Consider the following 19055-nt stretch of genomic DNA (forward strand, 5'->3'; position numbering starts at 1 on the left):
AAAAAGAGGCTTTCGGTAAGCTCACCGAGTTGCCTGGGTTGATCATGGCGGCGATGTCAGCGAAAGGAGAACCTGCTGCTCTTGCCACCCCTGCTGAGTAGTAATGCGCTCGGTAATACGGACTTTGTGCGCCTCAATATGCGTGATACGCCCGCCATTGCTGCCCGCATGGTCTCCCGTACGAGCACTGGTTACATGCCCATCCGGCGTTTCTATCAACGCGACATGGCGCTCTCCCATAACCAGCGTGCCCACCAGGCGAAGCTCCGAAATAGAGAAACGCTCAAGCGGCTCGGGGGTTCGCTGTGCGTCAGGCACCAGCGGGGCATCCTGGTTTACGTCAGCTATCTGCAAAGGCGACTGCACTGCTTGGAAAGGACTGCGCGTGTCTGAGTAGCCATACGCCTCTACGGGATATACAACCAGTGGCTCAATACGCGAAGCGGAGGGAGTGCCTGGGGTTTGGCGAATCCTTGAGAGCGTGCCATCCAGTTGATCAAGCTCAGGCCCATGACAACCAGAAAGCAAAACGACGCTGACCAGGCAGCTCATCACGCGGGCAAGCCACTTCACTGATCTTCCTCCCGCCGATTTAAGCTATTTTCGCCGCCACCCTTTTCGCTTTCATCCTGGCTGACAGCATCAGCGTCGCTATAGGCCTTAGCCACAAACGACAGAGACAATCTGCTCGCAGCTTGATCAATCGGCGCAAGCGTAATGTCATGCTGCGTGACAAGGTGTTCCAACCGACTAATATCATTAACAAACTGCGCTAACTGGTGATAATCGCCTACTACCTGAATATCAATAGGATGTTCTGACACTTGGCTAACGACAGGACGCAGATAAATATCATCGATGGTGAGCTGGTTCTCATCAGCAGCGTCTCTAATGCTATCCCGTAACGCTGGAAGCGCCGCCTGGGGTGTTAACAGGGCACGCATCCGGGTCATTTGCTCCTCCAGGCCAGCCAGTTGGGTACGCGCACCGTTCAGCAAACCGGCGGCGTGAACACTGCTGCGGTAATCGCTTAACAGCCTTATCTCTTGTTGCTGTGCCTGTGCCAGCGACGCACGATGCTCACTCACCAGCCATGCGCAGGTCGCCACTAACGCCATTAGAAACACCAGCCCGCCGCTAAGTACTTTTAACAACCAGGGCCATGCGCCTGCATCACGTAGATCAAGCGTCTGCCAGTCAAGCGCACGCAAACGCTGCCACTCTTGCTGCCACACTTTTCCCCATCGCAGCAAGTATAGCGGCGCCCCTGATTTCATGGCGATACTCCAGAATCGGCCAAAGAAACGCTCGGCTGGGTGAGGGTTACTTCAAAATGGAAGGTTCTCCCACTGCCCTGCGGATCACTGACCATTTCGGAGAGTACCGGAATATCAAACCCCGGCATTTCAGCAAGACGACGTAACTGCTCGGTTATCTGACGCTCATCTTCTGCGGCCGCGGATACGCTTAGCCGATTATGGCGCTGTTCAAGGTGCTGAAAGACCACGCCCTCGCCAAGACTTGCGGCAAGGTCGTTAAACAGCTGAGCCGTCTGTGTCCGCTGTTGAAGCAGGCGCTGGAAGCGGGTTAACTGCTGGCGCAGCTGTTCTCCCTGCAGAACAGTGCGTTCAGCTTCACTAATTTCATGTGTATAACGCTCTATATGAGCAGCGATATACGCATTGCGCTGCTCCTGAGCGCCCAGCATCCTCTGATAGACATGCGAAATCCCACTACCCAGCGCGATACCGGCGATCAGTAACAACAGCATGACCGTATAAAAGCGTCGCGTGTGCTGTTCTCGGCGCTCTTCCCGCCAAGCCAGCAGGTTGATCGTAATGCTCATAAAGGTGCCCGCATCGCAAGGCCGCTTGCGGTCAGCAAGCCGGGGAGATTCAGAGTAAGCGCCTGCCTATCCACGCGCTTGTTGACCGGCATCGTCTGCAGCGGATTTAGCGGCGTCACCGGTAACTGACACGCATCAGCCATAAAGGTCGCTAACCCCGGCAGCGCATTTATATCACCGGCTAGCACGATATGACCCACAGGCGATTGGCGGCTGGTGGCGATATAAAGCTGCAAGGCTCGCGCAATGCTTTGTGCGAATGCATCCAGAAAAGGCTTCAGGACCACGTCCTGAAAATCATCTGGCAAGCCGCCATGCTGCCGAGCCCATAAGGCATCTTCTCGACTGAGCGCGTATCGCTCTTGAGTCGCGGCGGTTAACGGTTCGCTGCCCTGCAGGTTTTCGCGGACGTAAACGGTGCGTGCATTATGAAAAACGCGAAACGTACTTGTCTGCGCCCCGATATCGACCAACGCAACGCTTGCGTCAGAGTCATACGCCGCTGATATCTGAGGGCGCAGCGCAGCAAAGGCACGTTCAATCGCAAAGGTTTCGACGTCCACCGCAACGGGTTCCAACCCTGCGCGTACTAAGGGTTCTGTCAGTTGCCAAACATCCTGTTGACGACAAGCCACCAACATTACTTGTTGTAAATGCGCAGCCAAGGGAGCAGGCCCCATGCATGCAAAATCAAACGCCACTTCATTGAACGGAAAAGGCAGATGACGGTCTGATTCGATCATCAAACGCTCCTCGATTTCCTGCTCGTTCAACTCAGCAGCAAACGTGAGCATTTTAGTAATCGCCATGCTGGCAGGAAGTGCTACCACGGCATTACGCGTAGAGGGCTTGGCGTGGTCAATGGCACGTTTTAAACTATCTGTGACGTAATTAATGTCCTGAATACGCCGTTCAGCCACTGCACCGTCACGAAGTGAGCAAACCGCATGGCTTTCCACTTGGTAGGTGTCGTGACTCTTTTTAAGCTCCAACAGCTTGATGGCGGTCGATGTAATATCGATGCCGATCAATCCCTTACTGGCTTTAAACAGGCGCATTATGAGTTTATTCCTGCCATCTGACATGCCCAAGAAGTAGTGGCATAACGCGCTAGTCAGGTAACGCGCCGTTATATTTACGGCATATCAACACTGGTGGCCGCTGCCTCGCCTTCCTATAATGGCAGCCAATTGCGCGATACGGCCGCTTGGATGCCGATCCTATTCTCCTTTTCATGGGTGCCCTCTGTTCATGACGTTTTTGCGAACCCTCATTCTGTCGCTGTTCTTTCTTATCGTGTCGTTAGTCGGGGCCGCCGCGTTAGCCATGGTGGGCGCGGCTATCTATTTTTCGCCTGGCTTACCTGATGTTCGTCAGTTGCAAGACTTCGAGCTTCACTCACCTCTACGAATTTTCACCAATGACGGTAAGTTAATCGGTGAGTTTGGTGAGGAACGGCGCATCGTCGTTGATTTCGACGAAATACCTCAGAACATGGTCAACGCTCTGGTGGCCGCCGAGGACACCAATTACTTTGAGCACTCGGGGGTTGATCCTCGAGGACTCGCAAGGGCGGCCGTTGAGCTTGCCCGAAGTGGTGCCATTCAATCAGGCGGCTCCACCATCACTATGCAGGTCGCGCGTAACTATATGCTGACGCTTGACCAAACCTTTACTCGTAAGCTGCGTGAAATTCTGCTGGCTCTGCAGATGGAAAAACTGCTCAGCAAGCATGAGATATTCGAACTTTACGTTAACAAAATTTTCTTAGGAAATCGAGCGTATGGCATTGCAGCCGCTGCCGATACCTATTACGACAAGCCGCTTTCCGAACTGACGCTTGCAGAAACGGCCATGATTGCCGGGTTGCCTAAAGCGCCTTCCGCGTTTAACCCGTTGGCCAACTCCGAGCGCTCACTGATACGTCGCAACTGGATATTGTTCCGTATGCGCGAGCTGGGCTTTATTGATGACACGACTTATCAGGCTGCCGTACAGGAGCCGGTCACTGCACGTCGTCACTTCACCCAAACCGAAGTAGATGCTTCTTACGTTGCAGAGATGGCACGTCAATACGCAGTTGAGCGCTTTGGCGATACCGCCTATACCGGCGGCTACCGCATTTATACGACCCTGGACAGCGAGCTTCAGCCGTTTGCCCGCGAGGCCCTGGCGACTGGCCTGCTTGAGTATGATTTACGCCATGGCTGGCGGGGCGCTGAACAGCACGATATAGCTCCCAGTCTCGTTGAAGCCCAGGAGCGTACGGCAACCCAAGGGTTGGAAGAAGAGCTTGCCGAGTCACCAGAAATTCGTCAGACCGCACGCCAGGCTGCCGAGCGCAGCCAAACGGAGATCGCCGGCGTTGAGGGCGATGTCAGTAACTGGCTGCAGGTGCTTGAACGCACCCCCAACTATGGTCTGCTAAAACCCGCTATCGTCGTGGAAAGCAGTGGTCGTGAAATGCAGGTACTTACCCGTGGCGGCGAGCTGGAAACCATTAACTGGGACGGCTTAAGCTGGGCACGTACCTATAACAGCCCGCGCAGTCGTGGTGCTGAGCCAAGCTCTGCCGACCAGATTGCCGTACGCGGCGACCTGGTTCGCATTCTCGAAACTCAGGATGGCACCGTACGTCTTTCTCAACGGCCAGATGCGGAAGGTTCGCTCGTTGCTCAGGACCCGCGTACCGGCGCCATTCTCGCCTTGCAGGGCGGGTTTGATTTTAACGCCAGCAAGTTTAATCGCGCGGTTCAGGCACAGCGCCAGTCGGGTTCTATTTTCAAGCCCTTCATTTACCTTGCGGCACTTGAAGATGGCGAAATGAACGCTTCCACCGTGATCAATGACGCGCCTGTTGTACTGGACGATGGCAGTAACTCACTCTGGCGCCCTGTTAACTCCAGCCGCGACTTCGCAGGACCGATGCGCTTGCGCCCGGCACTTGCTCGTTCGCGCAACCTGGTCACCATTCGCGTTCTACAGGCGATGGGGCTTGATCATACGATCAACTATCTGGAAGGTTTTGGCTTCGCGCCAGGCCGCCTGCCTCATGGCCTCTCTTTGGCCTTGGGCAGCGCAAGCCTAACGCCCATGGAAATGACCAACGCCTACTCCGTGATTGCCAATGGCGGATTTCAGGTGGCGCCATGGTTTATTGAACGCGTAACCCGCAATGATGATCACGAGCTCATTGATGAAGCGACACCCCAGGTGGCTTGCCCCAGCTGTGCAGAGGGCCAGGAAACCGTTGAGATTGATGGCCGTGAATACCCGGTTGCCAAACGCGTTGCCAACGCAGCGGCCACCTACATTCTGCGCGATATGCTGCGTGATGTTATTACCTCGGGTACTGGCCGTGGGGCGCTGAGTCTTAACCGTGAAGATATCGTCGGTAAAACCGGCACCACCAACAGCCAGCGTGATGCATGGTTTGCAGGCTTTAACACCGACCTGGTGACGACCGTTTGGGTGGGCAAAGACAGCAACGAAACCATTGCCGAGTATGGCGCCAATGCTGCACTGCCTATTTGGAACGCCTTTATGGGTAAAGCGCTTGAAGGCACACCCTCCGCCGTGCCCGAGCGTCCTGACACGGTGGTGACTGCACGGGTAGACCCTAACTCAGGCCGACGTTTACATGACAACCAGCCGGGAGGCATCAGCGAGTTCTTCCACCGCGACCACTTGCCCGACTACCAACCGCGCGGAATTAGCCGCGAGCTGGAAGAAGCCAGCGGCTCACAAGGCTCAGGTACAGCGGAATCCATCTTCTAAGCAAGCCTGAAGCCATGTAACCGCTAACTCAAGAAACGCAAAAGCCCGGAAACCTAATGGTCTCCGGGCTTTTTAAGTAAAGAACAGGCTCAAATGGTTGGATCGAAAAGCTTCACTTCGCGAATATCAATATGCTCCCAGACCTTTTGAGTAACATACGGCTCTTGCTCAAGCCAAGCTTGTAAGGCATCCCGACTGATAAACTGAAAGTGTGCATTTGAACCAATCATTTTGCCATCATCACTCAATATAACCCCGCCACTGATAAAGCTGCCTTGCTGATAAAGTCTACGCAACCCATCTAAATGGCTTTGTCGGCACGCTATACGACGATCTAAAGCACCTTCATCCGTGTAATCATGAGCTACCACAGCATATTGCTTCATATACAACCCCAACTAATGCTTGTCAGGCAATACTCACAGGCCGACCGACTGTCCAACCCATGAGTATTGCTCATAAATGCTAATGTTGTTAGTAAGCGAGGGGAGCCGTTGGCGCTTCACGCTTACTGGTTCGCCAGTTTGTGCCAATCGCGACGATCATGACGACAACACCGGCAATCTCGGTGATCAGGCTGGGATAGAAAACCCCCACAATAGCGGCGCCAATGGCAAGACGCGGCAACCAGCCCATACGGGTAAACAAATACCCCTCAAGGGCAGCGGCAAAGGCGCACAGCGCAAAAATCGCAATGACCGCATTCCAGATCACCACCGGCACCGGGCCGCCGACAATAATCTCCGGATTGAACACCATAAACAGCGGAATGAGATAAAGCCCCTTGGCAAATTTCCACGCCTGAAAGCCGGTTTCCATCGGTTTACTGCCCGCGATTGCAGCCCCGGCAAACCCTGCCAAGGCGATGGGCGGCGTCACGTTAGAGTCCTGGGAGTACCAGAATACTACCAGGTGAGCCACCAGCAACGGAACGCCAAACTCCGCCGTTAGCGCCGGGCCCACCAGTACAATGAGCACGATATAGCTTGCAGTGACCGGCAGACCCATACCGAGAATCAGACTTGCCAACAACACCATGACCAAGGCGAGCACCAGATTGCCGCCCGAGAAAGCGAGCATCATGGAGGAGAACTTAAGCCCCAAGCCGGTTAACCCAACAACACCCACGATAATGCCCGCCACCGCACACGCCATGGAGACAGCCACGGCATTGCGTGCGCCCAGTTCAAGGCCCTGCACCAGCTTCACCAGGCCGATCCAAACTACCTCTTGGGTCCGCCTCAAAGTCACCGGCTGGCCCTGGCCAGGCGCGACAAAGAAGTACCATAACGCGTAACGTAAAACGGCCACGGCAATCATGGTAATCACCGCGTAGTAGCCGACCCGCATGGGCGATAGATTCATTACCAGAAGCCATACCAGCACGGCCAGCGGCAGCAGAAAATGCCAGCCATCCTTCATGACCTGGCGCATTTTCGGCAGCTCGCTTCTCGGCATGCCCTGCATTCCCTGTTTAAGGGCAATAATATGTACAAACAGATACACCGTCGCGAAGTACATGATCGCCGGTAAAATACTGACTTTGACAATATCCAGGTACGGCGTATTGGTGTACTCGGCTATCAAAAAGGCACCTGCGCCCATCAGCGGCGGCATAATTTGCCCACCGGTGGAGGCTGCGGCTTCAATTCCTCCCGCCTGCTTGGGCTGATAGCCCAGTTTTTTCATCAGCGGGATAGTAAACGCGCCCGTGGTTACCACGTTGGCAATCGCGCTACCCGAGATAGACCCCATGCCCGCCGACGCCAGCACAGCCGCTTTCGCCGGGCCACCGCGCTGGCGGCCCGTCGCGGCGTAAGCCATATCGATAAAGAATTTTCCCGCCCCAGTGCTCTCTAAAAATGCCCCAAACAGCACAAAGATAAAGATGTAGGTCGCGGCAACCCCTAACGGCAAACCAAAGATACCTTCCTGGCCCAAGTAAAGCTGGCCTGCCACTCGGTCCAGAGAATAGCCGCGATGATTTAAAATACCGGGCATCCACTCGCCTAACCAAGGCAGCTCACCGCGTGGCCCGGCAAAGGCGTATATGATGGCCAGCACGCCAATAATCGTCATCCCGAAGCCTACAGCCCGGCGGCTGGCTTCCAGTACCGTGACGGTCGCAATGCAGGCCACCAGAATATCGGTTTCACTCCAAAAACCTGCACGATTGATAATCTCGTCTAAAAACAGCACCAGGTAGCCGCCGGTGATCAGCGCCCCCGCTAAAAAGACAAGATCAATTCCCCAGCCGAAGATGCCCCGTTTACGATTCGGCCCAAAAACCGGGAACATTAAAAACGCCAACAGCATAATCAGCGCCAAGTGGATACCGCGCTGGTAAAACAGCCCCAACGGCTGAATACCGGCTGAGTAGAGCTGGAACAGGGAAAGCCCTACAGCCACAATGGTGATACACCGCAGCACCAGACGGGGTTGAATCGCATTACCGCCCGGCATTAATACCGGCGGTGGAGTGGATTCGTTCATGAAGTCCTCGGAAGTGTTGTCTAGCTTGTTTTTACCAAGTCAGCGTTTGAGCTGATCGGATTTTATAAACGCTTATTGCTTTCAGTAGCGCTCTGGCTCAACCAGCTGGATGATGACTCGCTGCCCTGCTGCTTGCTCGCTCAGGCTAATGTCAGGGTGCTCGCCACCGGGCCACACCACTTGATGGTTGACCGCGTTAGCGCCTACTCGAAGTACATACCGGTTATTGATGACAGGCTCGTTAATCGCATTGATCCAATAACCGCCCTGGCCATCGGATACCTGCTCACCTCGGCCAACAATGTGCCCAAGTCCTGCGGCAAAGTCGGGCTGATGGCTGCGCTCAAGCTGCATGACACCTTCGGCGTTGCGATAGCAATCCAGTACTGTGAAGTGTTCAACCGAATGCTGCCACTGAATGCACCAACGCACGCCTTCAGGAGCGGCTTCCTCCAACAGCGTTTCGCCATGTTCGGTGGTAACCGTAAGGTACGCAGATGCCGAGGCGGGGGCAGCCCCAGCCTCGGCGAACGGTAAGCAGACCAATAGGAGCGCCATCAGTTTTTGTTGCCACTGCATGACGAATGCTCCGTTAGATGAAGGCGTCGTTACGGACGCAAACGGTCCGGAATTTCGACATCCATTTCCTCAAAGTAGCGAATTGCGCCCGGGTGCAGCGGCACGGGCGTTGAGTTCATGGTGAACTCAATCGTGGTGTCGTTGGCTGCTGGGTGGACGGCAATCAGCTCATCGGTGTGCTCAAACAGCAGCTGGGTCAGCTGGTAGGCAAGCTCTTCATCCATATCGGCGTTAACCACCAGGACATTGGGAATGCCGATAGTCTGAACGGCTTCGTCCATGCCTTCGTACATGCCAGCGGCAAGCTCGTAGGGAGCAAATACCGCTTCCTCTTCCTGCGCGTTGGCAATTTCTTCATCGGACAGGCTGATCAAGCGAATGTCACGCGTGGCTGCCAGGTTAAGAATTGAGCTGGTTGGCGGGCCTACGCTCCAGAAACCGGCATCAATATCGCCATCACGGATGGCATCGGCCGTTTCGTTAAAATTGAGCCGCTGGGGAGTGAAGTCTTCGTAGCTAATACCGTTGGCTTCCAGTACGGCGCGGGCGTTAAGCTCGGTACCGCTACCCGGTGCGCCAACAGAAACGCGCTTGCCCGCCAAGTCATTGATGCTTTGAATATCGGATTCGGCAAGCGTCACCAACTGCACCGCATTGGGGTAGAGGGATGCCAGCGCTCGGGTGTTTTCCACCTGACGCCCTTCAAAATCGTCGGTGCCGGTATAGGCTTGGTACACCGTGTCGGCAAGTGCGGTGGCAAGGTCGGCGTCGCCGCGCATGATGAGTCCCATATTTTCAACCGAGGCGCCGGTCACTTCCGCCGTCGCTTGAGCACCTTCAATATGGTTATTGATCATTTCAGCCAGGCCGCCGCCAATAGGGTAGTAAACGCCCCCAGTACCGCCAGTGGCGATAGAGAGCTGTTGGGCGCTGGCGGGCAGTGCTATGGCGAGCAGGGATGCTGCGGCTGCATATTTTAGTGTTTGCATGCGAGTTGCCTCCGTCCGGCTTGGACTTATAAGTATGCGTGACGATCAGAATATTTGTTGCGCTTGCCGCTGCATTCGCAGCGGCGGCCACGTGACGTTAGCACGGCTGTTGTGTTGATGTTAATGGGACAATAGTGCCACGACCTGCTGAGTAATATGCGCACCAATAGGAAGCGCCGACGTTGCCGCTGGCGAAGGGGCGTTGCCCACGTTCACCGTCCGCCGTGTATTCACGAATAAGAAGTCATCGACCAACTTACCGTCCCGGGATACGGCCTGGGCGCGAACGCCTGCGGGGTAAGGTTGAAGATCATCAATATTGATATCAGGGCAATATTTGCGGACCAGTTCCAGGTAGCCACGCTTATAGAACGAGTTTTTCATCTCCCCGATTCCTGGCTTAAGGTGCTTGCCCAATACCTTTAAAATACCGGGATGGGACAACATCTGACCTATATCGCGTAGCGACATATCCTGTTTTCGATAGCCTTCACGCTTTAACGCCAGTACCGCGTTGGGGCCGACCGTTACGCGACCATCGATCATTCGGGTTAAATGTACGCCCAAAAACGGCATGCCCGGGTCCGGAATAGGGTAAATCAAGTGGTTAACGATATGATTATGCTGCTCGGGCAGTAAGTAATACTCCCCCCGGAACGGGCAGATGGTAAAGCCTGGTTTCTGACCCAGCATGCGGATCACCCGGTCAGCCATTAACCCGGCACAGGTCACCAGATAGCGGCTGCTCAACGTATCGCTGGAGGTGGTGACCACCACCTCGGCACGGCGCTCTACCAACCCTTTCACCTCAACGCCATAGCGAATTTTCCCGCCAAGGCGCTCAAACTCAGCGGCCATAGCGCGAGTCACTTGGGCATAATCGACGATGCCGCTTGAAGGGACGTAAATAGCGGCCTCGCCACGGATATTCGGCTCACGCTCTTTCAGCGCCTCCGCGCTAAGCCACTCACGCTCCAAGCCATTGGCCGCAGTACGTTCCCAAAGCGCTTGCATGCGCTGGATTTCAAGGGCATCAGTGGCCACCAGCAGCTTGCCGCAAATGGAGTAATCGACCCCATGCTGATCACAAAACGCCCGCGTTGCTCGGTTGCCTTCAAGGCAAAACCGCGCCTTCAAACTGCCCGGCGTATAGTACACCCCGGCATGAATAACACCGCTGTTATGGCCGGATTGATGCTGGGCGGGGCCGCTCTCTTTTTCAAGCACCAGCAGACGTTTATCAGGATAGGTCTGCTGCAGCTGCATCGCGGTAGACATCCCAAGGATTCCGCCGCCAATAATGATGAAATCCCACATCAATCACGCCTCTTATGCCAAAGTGTTAATTTTTAGTAATAATAACCGCTATTCTTGTATCTTCGCCGTTTTTTCACCCTATCACCAGAGAGCCGATGTTATAGCAATGGAGATTGCCATGGAGCCAGATGCGCCGCGTCAAAATTTAGCGATTAACGCTTACCGCACGCTCAAGCACGACATTATCCGAGGCCGCTATGCGCCTGAAGAGAAGCTTCTTATGAGCCGCTTAAAGGAGCATTACGGCGTTAGTACCGGGCCACTGCGGGAGGCGCTTTCGCAACTGGTAGCCGACCGCCTGGTCGTGGCTATTAGCCAGCGGGGATACCGCGTAGCACCCATGTCACTTGCTGAGCTTAACGATATTTATGACGCACGTGCCCAACTGGAAGGGCTTATTTTGCGCCTGGCCATTGAGCGGGGCGACGATGAGTGGGAAGCCTCGGTGGTAGCCACGGCGCACCGGCTTTCCAGGGTAACCGATATCAGCTCGCCCGATGAACTACTTGATGGCTGGGATACACGTCACAAGGCGTTCCATACCGCGATTGCCAGCGGCTGCAACTCCCCTCACCTGCTGCAAATGCGCCACACTCTGTTTGATCAGGTGGAACGTTACCGCCACTTGTGGCTACAGGAAACCGTTATGTCGCCCACCGCACTCGCGCAAAAGCGCCAAGAGCACGCCGCCCTTGTTGAGGTTATTTTGGCCCGCAATGCCGAGCAGGCTGACACGTTAATGCGCGATCACTTGATGACGCCAGTCCCCATCATTACGCAAGTGCTTAAGGCGCGCGGCATCCAATAAATTCTTCATTTTAAAAAAATGTAGATATTTTAAAGTAACGGCGATAAATTGGAATGGCTTTCAAAGTAGATCGCTGGATCGGCGTGGGCGCCTGGATGTGTCGACGCGAATCTGTTTTCCTCAAGAATCCTCAGGAGACTACGTAATGACACATTTCAATTGGGACGACCCGCTATTGCTGGAGCACCAGCTCACAGAGGAAGAGCGCCAGATTCGTGATGCCGCCCACGACTACTGCCAAAACAACCTGCAGCCCCGTGTATTAAGTGCATTTCGTGAAGAGCGTTTTGACCGAGAGATCATGACGGAGATGGGAGAACTGGGCCTGCTGGGCGCGACCGTTTCCCCAGAGTACGGCGGCGCAGGCGTTAACCACGTTGCGTACGGCTTGATAGCCCGAGAAGTAGAGCGTGTCGATTCCGGCTACCGTTCGGCCATGAGCGTACAGTCGTCGCTGGTGATGTATCCCATTGAAGCGTACGGCTCAAAAGAGCAAAAACAAAAGTACCTGCCCAGGCTTGCCAGCGGTGAAATGGTCGGCTGTTTTGGCCTTACCGAACCCGACCATGGCTCTGACCCGGGCTCGATGATTACGCGTGCTGAAAAAGTCGACGGCGGCTACCGGTTAACCGGCGCCAAAATGTGGATTACCAACAGCCCCATTGCCGATATCGCCGTGGTATGGGCCAAGTCGGCAGCCCACGACAACCAGATCAAAGGCTTTATCGTTGAGCGCGGCACGGAAGGTTTCTCCACCCCAAAAATTGAAGGCAAGGTGTCGCTTCGCGCCTCGATTACCGGTGAAATCGTACTGGATGGCGCCTTTGTCCCTGAAGAGAACCTGCTGCCTAACGTCAGCGGCCTTAAAGGGCCTTTTGGCTGCTTGAACAAAGCGCGTTATGGCATTGCATGGGGCGTAATGGGCACTGCTGAATTCTGCTGGCATGCCGCCCGCCAGTACACTCTGGACCGCAAGCAGTTTAACCGCCCACTGGCGGCTAACCAGTTGATCCAGAAAAAGCTGGCCGATATGCAAACGGAAATCACCCTGGGCCTTCAGGCCGCGCTTCAGGTGGGCCGCCTGATGGATAGCGGCAACTGGGCGCCGGAAATGATTTCGTTGATCAAACGTAACAACTGCGGCAAGGCGCTGGATATTGCGCGCATGTCGCGAGATATGCACGGCGGTAACGGCGTTTCCGACGAGTATGGGGTCATTCGCCATATGGTGAACCTGGAATCAGTGAATACCTACGAAGGTACCCACGATGTTCACGCGTTGATTCTTGGCCGCTCTCAAACCGGCATTCAGGCATTTTTCTAAGCTGCCGCGCACAAACCACAACAGGCCACAGGAATCATCATGAGCAACGTAACCAAACCGCTGGCGGGCATTAAGGTACTCGATATTTCTCGCGTACTGGCCGGGCCCTGGTGTGGCCAAATGCTCGCGGACATGGGGGCCGATGTAGTGAAGGTCGAGCGTCCAGGCAGCGGTGACGACACGCGCCACTGGGGGCCTCCTTGGCTTGAAAACACCGCAGAATCAGCCTATTACCTGTGCGCCAACCGGGGCAAACGCTCGGTAACGATTGATATGGCCAGGCCAGAAGGCCAAACGCTGATTAAGCAGCTCGTCGCCCAGTCAGATGTGCTGCTCGAGAACTTTAAAGTCGGCGGCCTTAAAAAATACGGCTTGGATTACGCCAGCCTGCAAGCGCTTAACCCGGCACTGATCTACTGCTCCATTACCGGTTTTGGCCAGGAAAGTCCCTACGCCCACCGCGCAGGCTACGACTTTATGATTCAAGCCATGGGCGGCATCATGAGTTTAACCGGTAAACCCGACAGTGAACCCGGTGGCGGCCCGGTGAAGAGCGGCGTGGCGTTTACCGATATTTTTACTGGCCTGTATGCCGCCAACGCTGTGCTGGCAGCGCTTTACCAACGCCGTGACAGCGGCGTTGGCTGCCATATTGATATGGCGCTGATGGATGTCCAGGTCGGCGTGCTGGCCAATCAAGCGCTTAACTACTTAACCTCCGGCAACGTGCCTCAACGCTTGGGCAATGCACACCCTAACATCGTGCCCTATCAAGCGTTTGCGACCGCGGATGGACACATCATTGTGGCCGTAGGCAATGACGCACAGTTTACGCGCTTTTGTGAGGTGCTATCGCTAAGCGACCTGCCGCTTGATGAGCGTTTCGCCACCAACGGTGCCCGTGTTAACCACCGTGAAACACTCGTGCCCCTACTCGAAGCGGCCCTTGCTCATCGAACCATGGATACATGGCTGACCGCCTTTGAAGCAGCAGGCGTGCCCAGCGGCCCCATCAATACGCTTGACCGCGTATTTGATGACCCGCATGTAAAAGCGCGCGGCTTAAAACAGACCCTGCCCCACACACAGTCGGGCCAGGTGGACCTGGTGGCTAACCCTATTCGCGTCAATGGTCACTCCATGAGCGCCAGCACAGCACCGCCAGGCTTGGGTGAGCATACTGAACATGTGTTAGACGACATCGGCATTAGCCCGGCCCAACAGCAGGCACTGCGTGAGGCAGGTATTATTTGATTGCTCGGCGTATACGGTGTTTACGCCTATTAATTACGCACTATGCTGAAAGCCTATCCCTTATTAGATAGGAGTTGAGCCATGAGCAATGCTGAGCTAAACGAACTAAAGCGGAAATACGTTGCCAACGGCGCAGCGAGCCCTGCCACAGCGTTTGCCGACCATGCCGAAAACGCCGAAGTGTGGGATGCTGATGGCAACCGATTTATCGATTTTGCTGGCGGAATAGGCGTCCTGAACATCGGCCACCGCCATCCTAAAGTGGTTGCCGCGGTGAAGGCACAGCTCGACAAGGTGATGCATACCTGCCAAACGGTCATGCCCTATGAAGGCTACGTTCGTGTAGCCGAAAAACTTAGCCACCTGGTACCGGTTCGTGGCCACGCCAAGGTAATGCTGGCCAACTCCGGCGCCGAAGCGCTGGAAAATGCCGTCAAGATTGCCCGCGCAGCGACCGGACGCGCTAACGTCATCTGCTTTGATGGCGGCTACCATGGCCGCACCTTCTTCACCATGGCGATGAACGGCAAAGTAGCGCCCTACCAAACCGACTTTGGCCCCATGCCAGGCACCGTATTTCGGGCGCCCTACCCGGTCGATTATCACGGTGTCAGTGAAGATGAAGCCCTTCGCGGCCTGATGATGGCGCTTAAAACTGACGCGGGCCCGTCCAATACCGCCGCCATCATCCTGGAACCCGTGCTTGGCGAAGGCGGCTTTTACCCGGCGCCTGCCTCGTTTCTTAAAAAAATTCGCGGCATCTGTGATGAGCACGGCATTCTGATGATTATTGACGAGGTACAGTCTGGCTTCGGGCGCACAGGCAAGATGTTCGCCATTGAGCACAGCGGTGTTGAGCCCGACATCATGACCATGGCCAAAAGCATGGCCGACGGCATGCCGATTTCAGCCGTGGTAGGCACCGATACAATAATGGACGCCTCAGGCCCCAACTCATTGGGTGGCACCTACACAGGCAGCCCAACCGCCTGCGCTGCCGCACTTGCCGTTATGGAAGTGTTTGAGAAAGAGAACGTCCTGGAGAAAAGCCAAGCCCTCGGCGATAAGCTGGCCAAGCATTTTAACCAGTGGCAGGCACGTTACGAAAGCGTCGCTAATGTTCGCCACATGGGCGCTATGGCCGCCTTTGAACTCGTTGCTGATAAAACTACCCGAGCACCCAATGCAGAGCTTGCCAGCGCATTATGCAAAAAAGCCCGCGAAGAGGGTTTGATCCTGCTTTCCTGTGGGATGTACGGCAATACCATCCGCTTTTTAATGCCCATTACCATCGAAGACGACGTTTTGAACGAAGGACTGGATATTATCGAGTCATGTTTGGAGTCGCTGGTTTAGAACGACCACGTGTCGAAAACAAACGCGCCGCTCAAATTGAGCGGCGCGTTGAGTGCTTATCTGCCGTCACCCTGTCATAAATCTTGGCAGCCAAAGAGCAATTTGTGGCCAGATGCTCACCAGCATGGCAGCAACACACATGAGCAGGAAAAACGGCAGTGATGCCCAGGCAACACGGCTGATGCTTTCACCTGTCAGGCTTTGCAGTACAAAGAGATTAAAGCCAACAGGCGGGGTAATCTGACCAAGTTCAATCATGATAATCAGAAAAATACCAAACCAGATTGGATCAAACCCTGCCAGCAAAACGATGGGGAGCGTAATCGGCAAACTCATTACGGTAATCGAAATACCGTCCAGGAAGAGCCCCAGCACGATATAGAAAATGGCTAGCGCAAACAGCAATACCATGGGACTGAAGTTCTGCTCAGCAATCCAGCCTGCCAACTCGCGCGGTAGATGTAGATACCCCATCGCCGTGGATAGAAGCGTTGCTGTGATTAGCAGGCTACACACCATGATGGTGGTGATTAACGTCCCGCGAAATGCTTCAACAAATAGCCTGAGGTTTAGCTGTCTTTCAAATCCCAATAGCATCAGAGTAGCTGCCACGCCCACTGCTGCTGCTTCTGATGGTGTTGCAATGCCGCGATAGATTGATCCAATCACAATGGAGATCAGCAATAATATGGGCAACAGCAACATAAAGGATTGCCAGATAGTCTGTTCAGACACCACGGCTTTAGGCGTTAAGGATGGCGACATCCAGGACCTGAAGCAGATGTAGCAGCTGTAGAGAAAAGCGATCAAAAGCCCGGGCACCACGCCTGCCATAAACAGCTGACTGATCGACACCTCCGCTTGCACTCCATAGACAATCATCACGATTGATGGAGGAATCAACAGGCCTAGACTACCGGCGCCTGCCAGAGAGCCAATCGAAAGATTTCTGTCATAGCCTCTCTCTTTCAGCTCCTGAGTAGTAATTTTACCAATGGTGGCCGTTGTAGCCGCGCTGGAGCCACTCACGGCTGCAAATAATGTGCAGCCCAAAACGTTGGTATGGAGTATTCCGCCGGGCAAATGGCTGGTAATCGGTACAAGTCCCTTGAACAAACGCTCCGAGATATTCGAGCGAAATATCAACTCTCCCATCAGGATAAACAGCGGAATAGCAGATAATTCCCAGCTGTTGCTAGCCCGATATAAAATCCGAGAAAAAATCAGGCCAATGCGATCTGCACTAAAATCTCCAAACAGCCAAAGAGAGCCGATAGACACTGCCATCATGGCAGCAAAAATCCACATGCCCATGGTCAGAAAGAAAAGCAGTAGAACCGCAACGCCTATAGCCGTCCAAAAAATATCCATGCATGACTTCCCATCAGTTAAATCTTATTCAGCTACAGGCAAATACTGAGAGCGCAACATCAGTATTTTCAGGGCTCTGACAAGAAGCGAAAAAGAGATCAGCCACATACCAATCAGTATGGCGCCCTCGGGTATCCAGATAGGCGTTTCAGCGAGCGTTTCACTGACCACCCCTCGGCTAAAACTCCGCTGAACGTTCTGCAGCCAGAACGTAGATATCCATAGAAAGCAGCCAGCGGTTACCAGGCTACTGAAGAATTCAAGCGGCCATCGCTTATTCACAGGGATACGTTCAAGCAGAAGGGAGACTCTGATCAGCCCACCTTTCTCAAGTACGTAAGGAAGGCCTAGAAACGACATAGTGGCAACGGCATAGCCAATATACTCATCCAGGATATAGGTGGATTGGCCAAAAAACCTCAGCGCTATCTCCAGAAGAATATGGGCCAGCATATAAATAATCAGTACGATGGCAATCACAGCGCCGATTCTATTAAGCAGCATGGAGATTCGCTCCATGCTCTTTAGAAACATCATTGCTCGCCTCTAAACTCAATCAGGATTGATTGCCCCACATCACCAGTGTTTTGTAGCCAATTCTCAATAACGCTGTCTGATGCATCCGAAAGCGCGCTAAGCAACTCAGCTGATACCGGATCATTGATGGCTACATCATGCTCACCAAGCGTTTGATAGTTTTCTTTGGTACGGGTCTCAACAGCCGCCCAATTGTACTGATCAGTGAGGTTGGCGGCTTCAAGAAGTGCATCTTGCTGTTCAGCGCTCAATGACTCAAATACACCTTTATTCATATGCACCATATTGAGCGGGATAGCATATTGAACTCCCGCAAAATGGTTCTGATGCTCCCAGAAACTGCCATTCGCGCCCGCCTCTGCCGAGGTTAATACAGCACTGATTCCACCGGTAGCTAGCTGAGGCACCACATCTCCCCAGGATAGGCTGACGGGTGAAGCGCCTACATTTCGGAAAGTTTCCGTTCCACTGCGATCAAAGGTGCGGATTTTTAAGTTTTCCAGGTCATCCGGACTCTCTATTGCCGTCTTGGACCAGACGCCGCTCGGCGGCCAAGGTGATGCATAAAGCAGTATCTGGTCATTATCTTCAAATACTTCTTCGTAATGAGGTTTCGCTATTTCATATAAACGTCGCGCATCTTCGACGTTTTCAACAATAAAGGGCAAGGAAGAGAGCAGGAAGATAGAGTCAATTCCACTCATGGTACCCGAAAGCGTATCAGCTATATCAACGGCGCCATCGGCAACGGCATAAAAGTGGTCACCTGAATTAAAGCCTAAAGCACCACCCGTATGTAGCGTAATATTGATATCGCCACCCGTAAGTTCGCCTACTTTATCAATAAAATAGGCATCGCCTTGGGCGTGTATGGAGTTCGCATTATATTCATTGGAAAAGTCCATATTAGCTGACTGAGCAAAAGCGTAGCCGTTCACCAGTAACGAACCTAATAGAAGAGATGTGTTTATTACCGGCTTAAGCCCATTTTTTTTCGCAGCAGCTTTAGAAATCATTCAATGATCCTACTATTTATTATTGAAGGTATTTCTTAAACTACATTCATTGACCAACCAACTGTTTCCTATAGCGACATAAAAGCGTCAGATAGCGACACTGCGTGATAACAGATCTGGGAAGATAGGCCGTAACTTAATCACGGGGTCGTCGATCGCCCTCCAGGAAATTGGCCGTAAATACCGCTTTGCCGTAGGTCTCAAACGACCACTTCATCACCTCGCTCAAGGCTGCCATCACCGCATCGAACTCACCAAATATCTGAGTGCTCATGCGGTTGGGATACACCTCTAGCCCCGTTGCCTCAAGGCGCTTGACCACGTCTTTTACTAGCGGTTTAACATCATTGCCCAGCGGGTAGTAGCTAAGCTGTACAGAAAGATACAT

The 19055-nt window shown here is 53.9% G+C and carries 18 protein-coding genes; 5 read left to right on the plus strand and 13 right to left on the minus strand.

All coding sequences use genetic code 11. From position 1 onward, the window contains the following. Positions 1 to 42: 42 nt before the first annotated feature. The 4 genes from ACT3RU_RS12595 to pilM are packed head-to-tail and all read right to left on the minus strand — an operon-like array spanning position 43 to position 2904. On the minus strand, positions 43 to 573 hold the full coding sequence (locus ACT3RU_RS12595; protein ID WP_318779680.1) for a pilus assembly protein PilP: 531 nt from the start codon (positions 571 to 573) through the stop codon (positions 43 to 45). After that, positions 570 to 1277, minus strand: coding sequence for a type IV pilus inner membrane component PilO (locus ACT3RU_RS12600; protein WP_192526565.1), 708 nt, complete (start codon positions 1275 to 1277; stop codon positions 570 to 572). The genes ACT3RU_RS12595 and ACT3RU_RS12600 overlap by 4 nt, the downstream gene beginning before the upstream one ends. Then, a complete protein-coding gene (locus tag ACT3RU_RS12605; RefSeq protein WP_192526564.1) occupies positions 1274 to 1846 on the minus strand; it encodes a PilN domain-containing protein in 573 nt (190 codons plus the stop codon). The genes ACT3RU_RS12600 and ACT3RU_RS12605 overlap by 4 nt, the downstream gene beginning before the upstream one ends. Beyond that, positions 1843 to 2904, minus strand: a complete 1062-nt coding sequence (gene pilM / locus ACT3RU_RS12610) for a type IV pilus assembly protein PilM (protein ID WP_192526563.1) — start codon at positions 2902 to 2904, stop codon at positions 1843 to 1845. Before pilM ends, ACT3RU_RS12605 begins: the two co-directional genes overlap by 4 nt. Before the next feature lie 193 nt (positions 2905 to 3097). On the opposite strand from pilM, the gene ACT3RU_RS12615 reads away from it, so the two are divergent. Then, positions 3098 to 5623, plus strand: coding sequence for a penicillin-binding protein 1A (locus tag ACT3RU_RS12615; RefSeq protein ID WP_483392710.1), 2526 nt, complete (start codon positions 3098 to 3100; stop codon positions 5621 to 5623). Between the two features lie 89 nt (positions 5624 to 5712). Here the strand turns inward: ACT3RU_RS12615 and ACT3RU_RS12620 are convergent, their stop codons facing one another. The 5 genes from ACT3RU_RS12620 to lhgO all read right to left on the minus strand — a co-directional run bounded on the left by ACT3RU_RS12620 (position 5713) and on the right by lhgO (position 11001). Beyond that, the gene (locus ACT3RU_RS12620; RefSeq protein ID WP_483392711.1) at positions 5713 to 6009 is read right to left on the minus strand and encodes a YciI family protein; all 297 of its coding nucleotides are present in this window, start codon (positions 6007 to 6009) and stop codon (positions 5713 to 5715) included. An 88-nt stretch (positions 6010 to 6097) separates the two neighbouring features. After that, a complete protein-coding gene (locus tag ACT3RU_RS12625) occupies positions 6098 to 8116 on the minus strand; it encodes a TRAP transporter permease (RefSeq protein ID WP_483392712.1) in 2019 nt (672 codons plus the stop codon). Between the two features lie 81 nt (positions 8117 to 8197). Further along, a complete protein-coding gene (locus ACT3RU_RS12630; protein ID WP_483392713.1) occupies positions 8198 to 8695 on the minus strand; it encodes a DUF1850 domain-containing protein in 498 nt (165 codons plus the stop codon). 29 nt (positions 8696 to 8724) lie between these two features. Next, entirely contained in the window at positions 8725 to 9684 is a 960-nt protein-coding gene (locus ACT3RU_RS12635) for a TAXI family TRAP transporter solute-binding subunit (protein ID WP_483392714.1), read from the minus strand. A gap of 120 nt (positions 9685 to 9804) precedes the next feature. Further along, on the minus strand, positions 9805 to 11001 hold the full coding sequence (lhgO, locus tag ACT3RU_RS12640) for an L-2-hydroxyglutarate oxidase (RefSeq protein WP_192526558.1): 1197 nt from the start codon (positions 10999 to 11001) through the stop codon (positions 9805 to 9807). 118 nt (positions 11002 to 11119) lie between these two features. Between lhgO and csiR the strand changes: the two genes are divergently transcribed. The 4 genes from csiR (at position 11120) to gabT (ending at position 15743) form a co-directional block, all read left to right on the plus strand. After that, positions 11120 to 11809 carry a DNA-binding transcriptional regulator CsiR gene (gene csiR / locus ACT3RU_RS12645; RefSeq protein WP_087107872.1) on the plus strand — a complete coding sequence of 230 codons (690 nt, stop codon included), beginning with the start codon at positions 11120 to 11122 and terminating at the stop codon, positions 11807 to 11809. A gap of 145 nt (positions 11810 to 11954) precedes the next feature. Beyond that, positions 11955 to 13133, plus strand: a complete 1179-nt coding sequence (locus ACT3RU_RS12650; protein WP_087107870.1) for an acyl-CoA dehydrogenase — start codon at positions 11955 to 11957, stop codon at positions 13131 to 13133. 39 nt (positions 13134 to 13172) lie between these two features. Beyond that, positions 13173 to 14387: a CaiB/BaiF CoA transferase family protein gene (locus ACT3RU_RS12655; protein WP_087107868.1), complete on the plus strand. Its 1215-nt coding sequence runs from the start codon at positions 13173 to 13175 to the stop codon at positions 14385 to 14387. A gap of 81 nt (positions 14388 to 14468) precedes the next feature. Then, entirely contained in the window at positions 14469 to 15743 is a 1275-nt protein-coding gene (gene gabT / locus ACT3RU_RS12660; RefSeq protein WP_192526557.1) for a 4-aminobutyrate--2-oxoglutarate transaminase, read from the plus strand. A 66-nt stretch (positions 15744 to 15809) separates the two neighbouring features. Here gabT and ACT3RU_RS12665 read toward each other — a convergent pair whose 3' ends face one another. The 4 genes from ACT3RU_RS12665 to ACT3RU_RS12680 all read right to left on the minus strand — a co-directional run bounded on the left by ACT3RU_RS12665 (position 15810) and on the right by ACT3RU_RS12680 (position 19055). After that, on the minus strand, positions 15810 to 17114 hold the full coding sequence (locus ACT3RU_RS12665) for a TRAP transporter large permease (protein WP_192526556.1): 1305 nt from the start codon (positions 17112 to 17114) through the stop codon (positions 15810 to 15812). Positions 17115 to 17138: 24 nt separating this feature from the next. Further along, complete coding sequence (locus ACT3RU_RS12670) at positions 17139 to 17618, minus strand: TRAP transporter small permease (protein WP_225733674.1); 480 nt, start codon at positions 17616 to 17618, stop codon at positions 17139 to 17141. A 29-nt stretch (positions 17619 to 17647) separates the two neighbouring features. Then, positions 17648 to 18667 (minus strand): TRAP transporter substrate-binding protein, encoded by a 1020-nt coding sequence (locus ACT3RU_RS12675; RefSeq protein WP_192526555.1) that lies wholly within the window; start codon positions 18665 to 18667, stop codon positions 17648 to 17650. Between the two features lie 136 nt (positions 18668 to 18803). Beyond that, entirely contained in the window at positions 18804 to 19055 is a 252-nt protein-coding gene (locus ACT3RU_RS12680; RefSeq protein ID WP_172118653.1) for a thiamine-binding protein, read from the minus strand.

It is taken from the genome of Halomonas sp. TP35 (assembly GCF_052375975.1).
GTDB lineage: Bacteria > Pseudomonadota > Gammaproteobacteria > Pseudomonadales > Halomonadaceae > Vreelandella > Vreelandella citrativorans.

Coding starts and splice junctions, on each gene's coding strand:
- ACT3RU_RS12600 (WP_192526565.1), bottom strand. CDS start 1,277: ATGAAATCAGGGGCGCCGCTATACTTGCTGCGATGGGGAAAAGTGTGG.
- ACT3RU_RS12605 (WP_192526564.1), bottom strand. CDS start 1,846: ATGAGCATTACGATCAACCTGCTGGCTTGGCGGGAAGAGCGCCGAGAA.
- pilM (WP_192526563.1), bottom strand. CDS start 2,904: ATGCGCCTGTTTAAAGCCAGTAAGGGATTGATCGGCATCGATATTACA.
- ACT3RU_RS12615 (WP_483392710.1), top strand. CDS start 3,098: ATGACGTTTTTGCGAACCCTCATTCTGTCGCTGTTCTTTCTTATCGTG.
- ACT3RU_RS12620 (WP_483392711.1), bottom strand. CDS start 6,009: ATGAAGCAATATGCTGTGGTAGCTCATGATTACACGGATGAAGGTGCT.
- ACT3RU_RS12625 (WP_483392712.1), bottom strand. CDS start 8,116: ATGAACGAATCCACTCCACCGCCGGTATTAATGCCGGGCGGTAATGCG.
- ACT3RU_RS12630 (WP_483392713.1), bottom strand. CDS start 8,695: ATGCAGTGGCAACAAAAACTGATGGCGCTCCTATTGGTCTGCTTACCG.
- ACT3RU_RS12635 (WP_483392714.1), bottom strand. CDS start 9,684: ATGCAAACACTAAAATATGCAGCCGCAGCATCCCTGCTCGCCATAGCA.
- lhgO (WP_192526558.1), bottom strand. CDS start 11,001: ATGTGGGATTTCATCATTATTGGCGGCGGAATCCTTGGGATGTCTACC.
- csiR (WP_087107872.1), top strand. CDS start 11,120: ATGGAGCCAGATGCGCCGCGTCAAAATTTAGCGATTAACGCTTACCGC.
- ACT3RU_RS12650 (WP_087107870.1), top strand. CDS start 11,955: ATGACACATTTCAATTGGGACGACCCGCTATTGCTGGAGCACCAGCTC.
- ACT3RU_RS12655 (WP_087107868.1), top strand. CDS start 13,173: ATGAGCAACGTAACCAAACCGCTGGCGGGCATTAAGGTACTCGATATT.
- gabT (WP_192526557.1), top strand. CDS start 14,469: ATGAGCAATGCTGAGCTAAACGAACTAAAGCGGAAATACGTTGCCAAC.
- ACT3RU_RS12665 (WP_192526556.1), bottom strand. CDS start 17,114: ATGGATATTTTTTGGACGGCTATAGGCGTTGCGGTTCTACTGCTTTTC.
- ACT3RU_RS12670 (WP_225733674.1), bottom strand. CDS start 17,618: ATGCTGCTTAATAGAATCGGCGCTGTGATTGCCATCGTACTGATTATT.
- ACT3RU_RS12675 (WP_192526555.1), bottom strand. CDS start 18,667: ATGATTTCTAAAGCTGCTGCGAAAAAAAATGGGCTTAAGCCGGTAATA.
- ACT3RU_RS12680 (WP_172118653.1), bottom strand. CDS start 19,055: ATGTATCTTTCTGTACAGCTTAGCTACTACCCGCTGGGCAATGATGTT.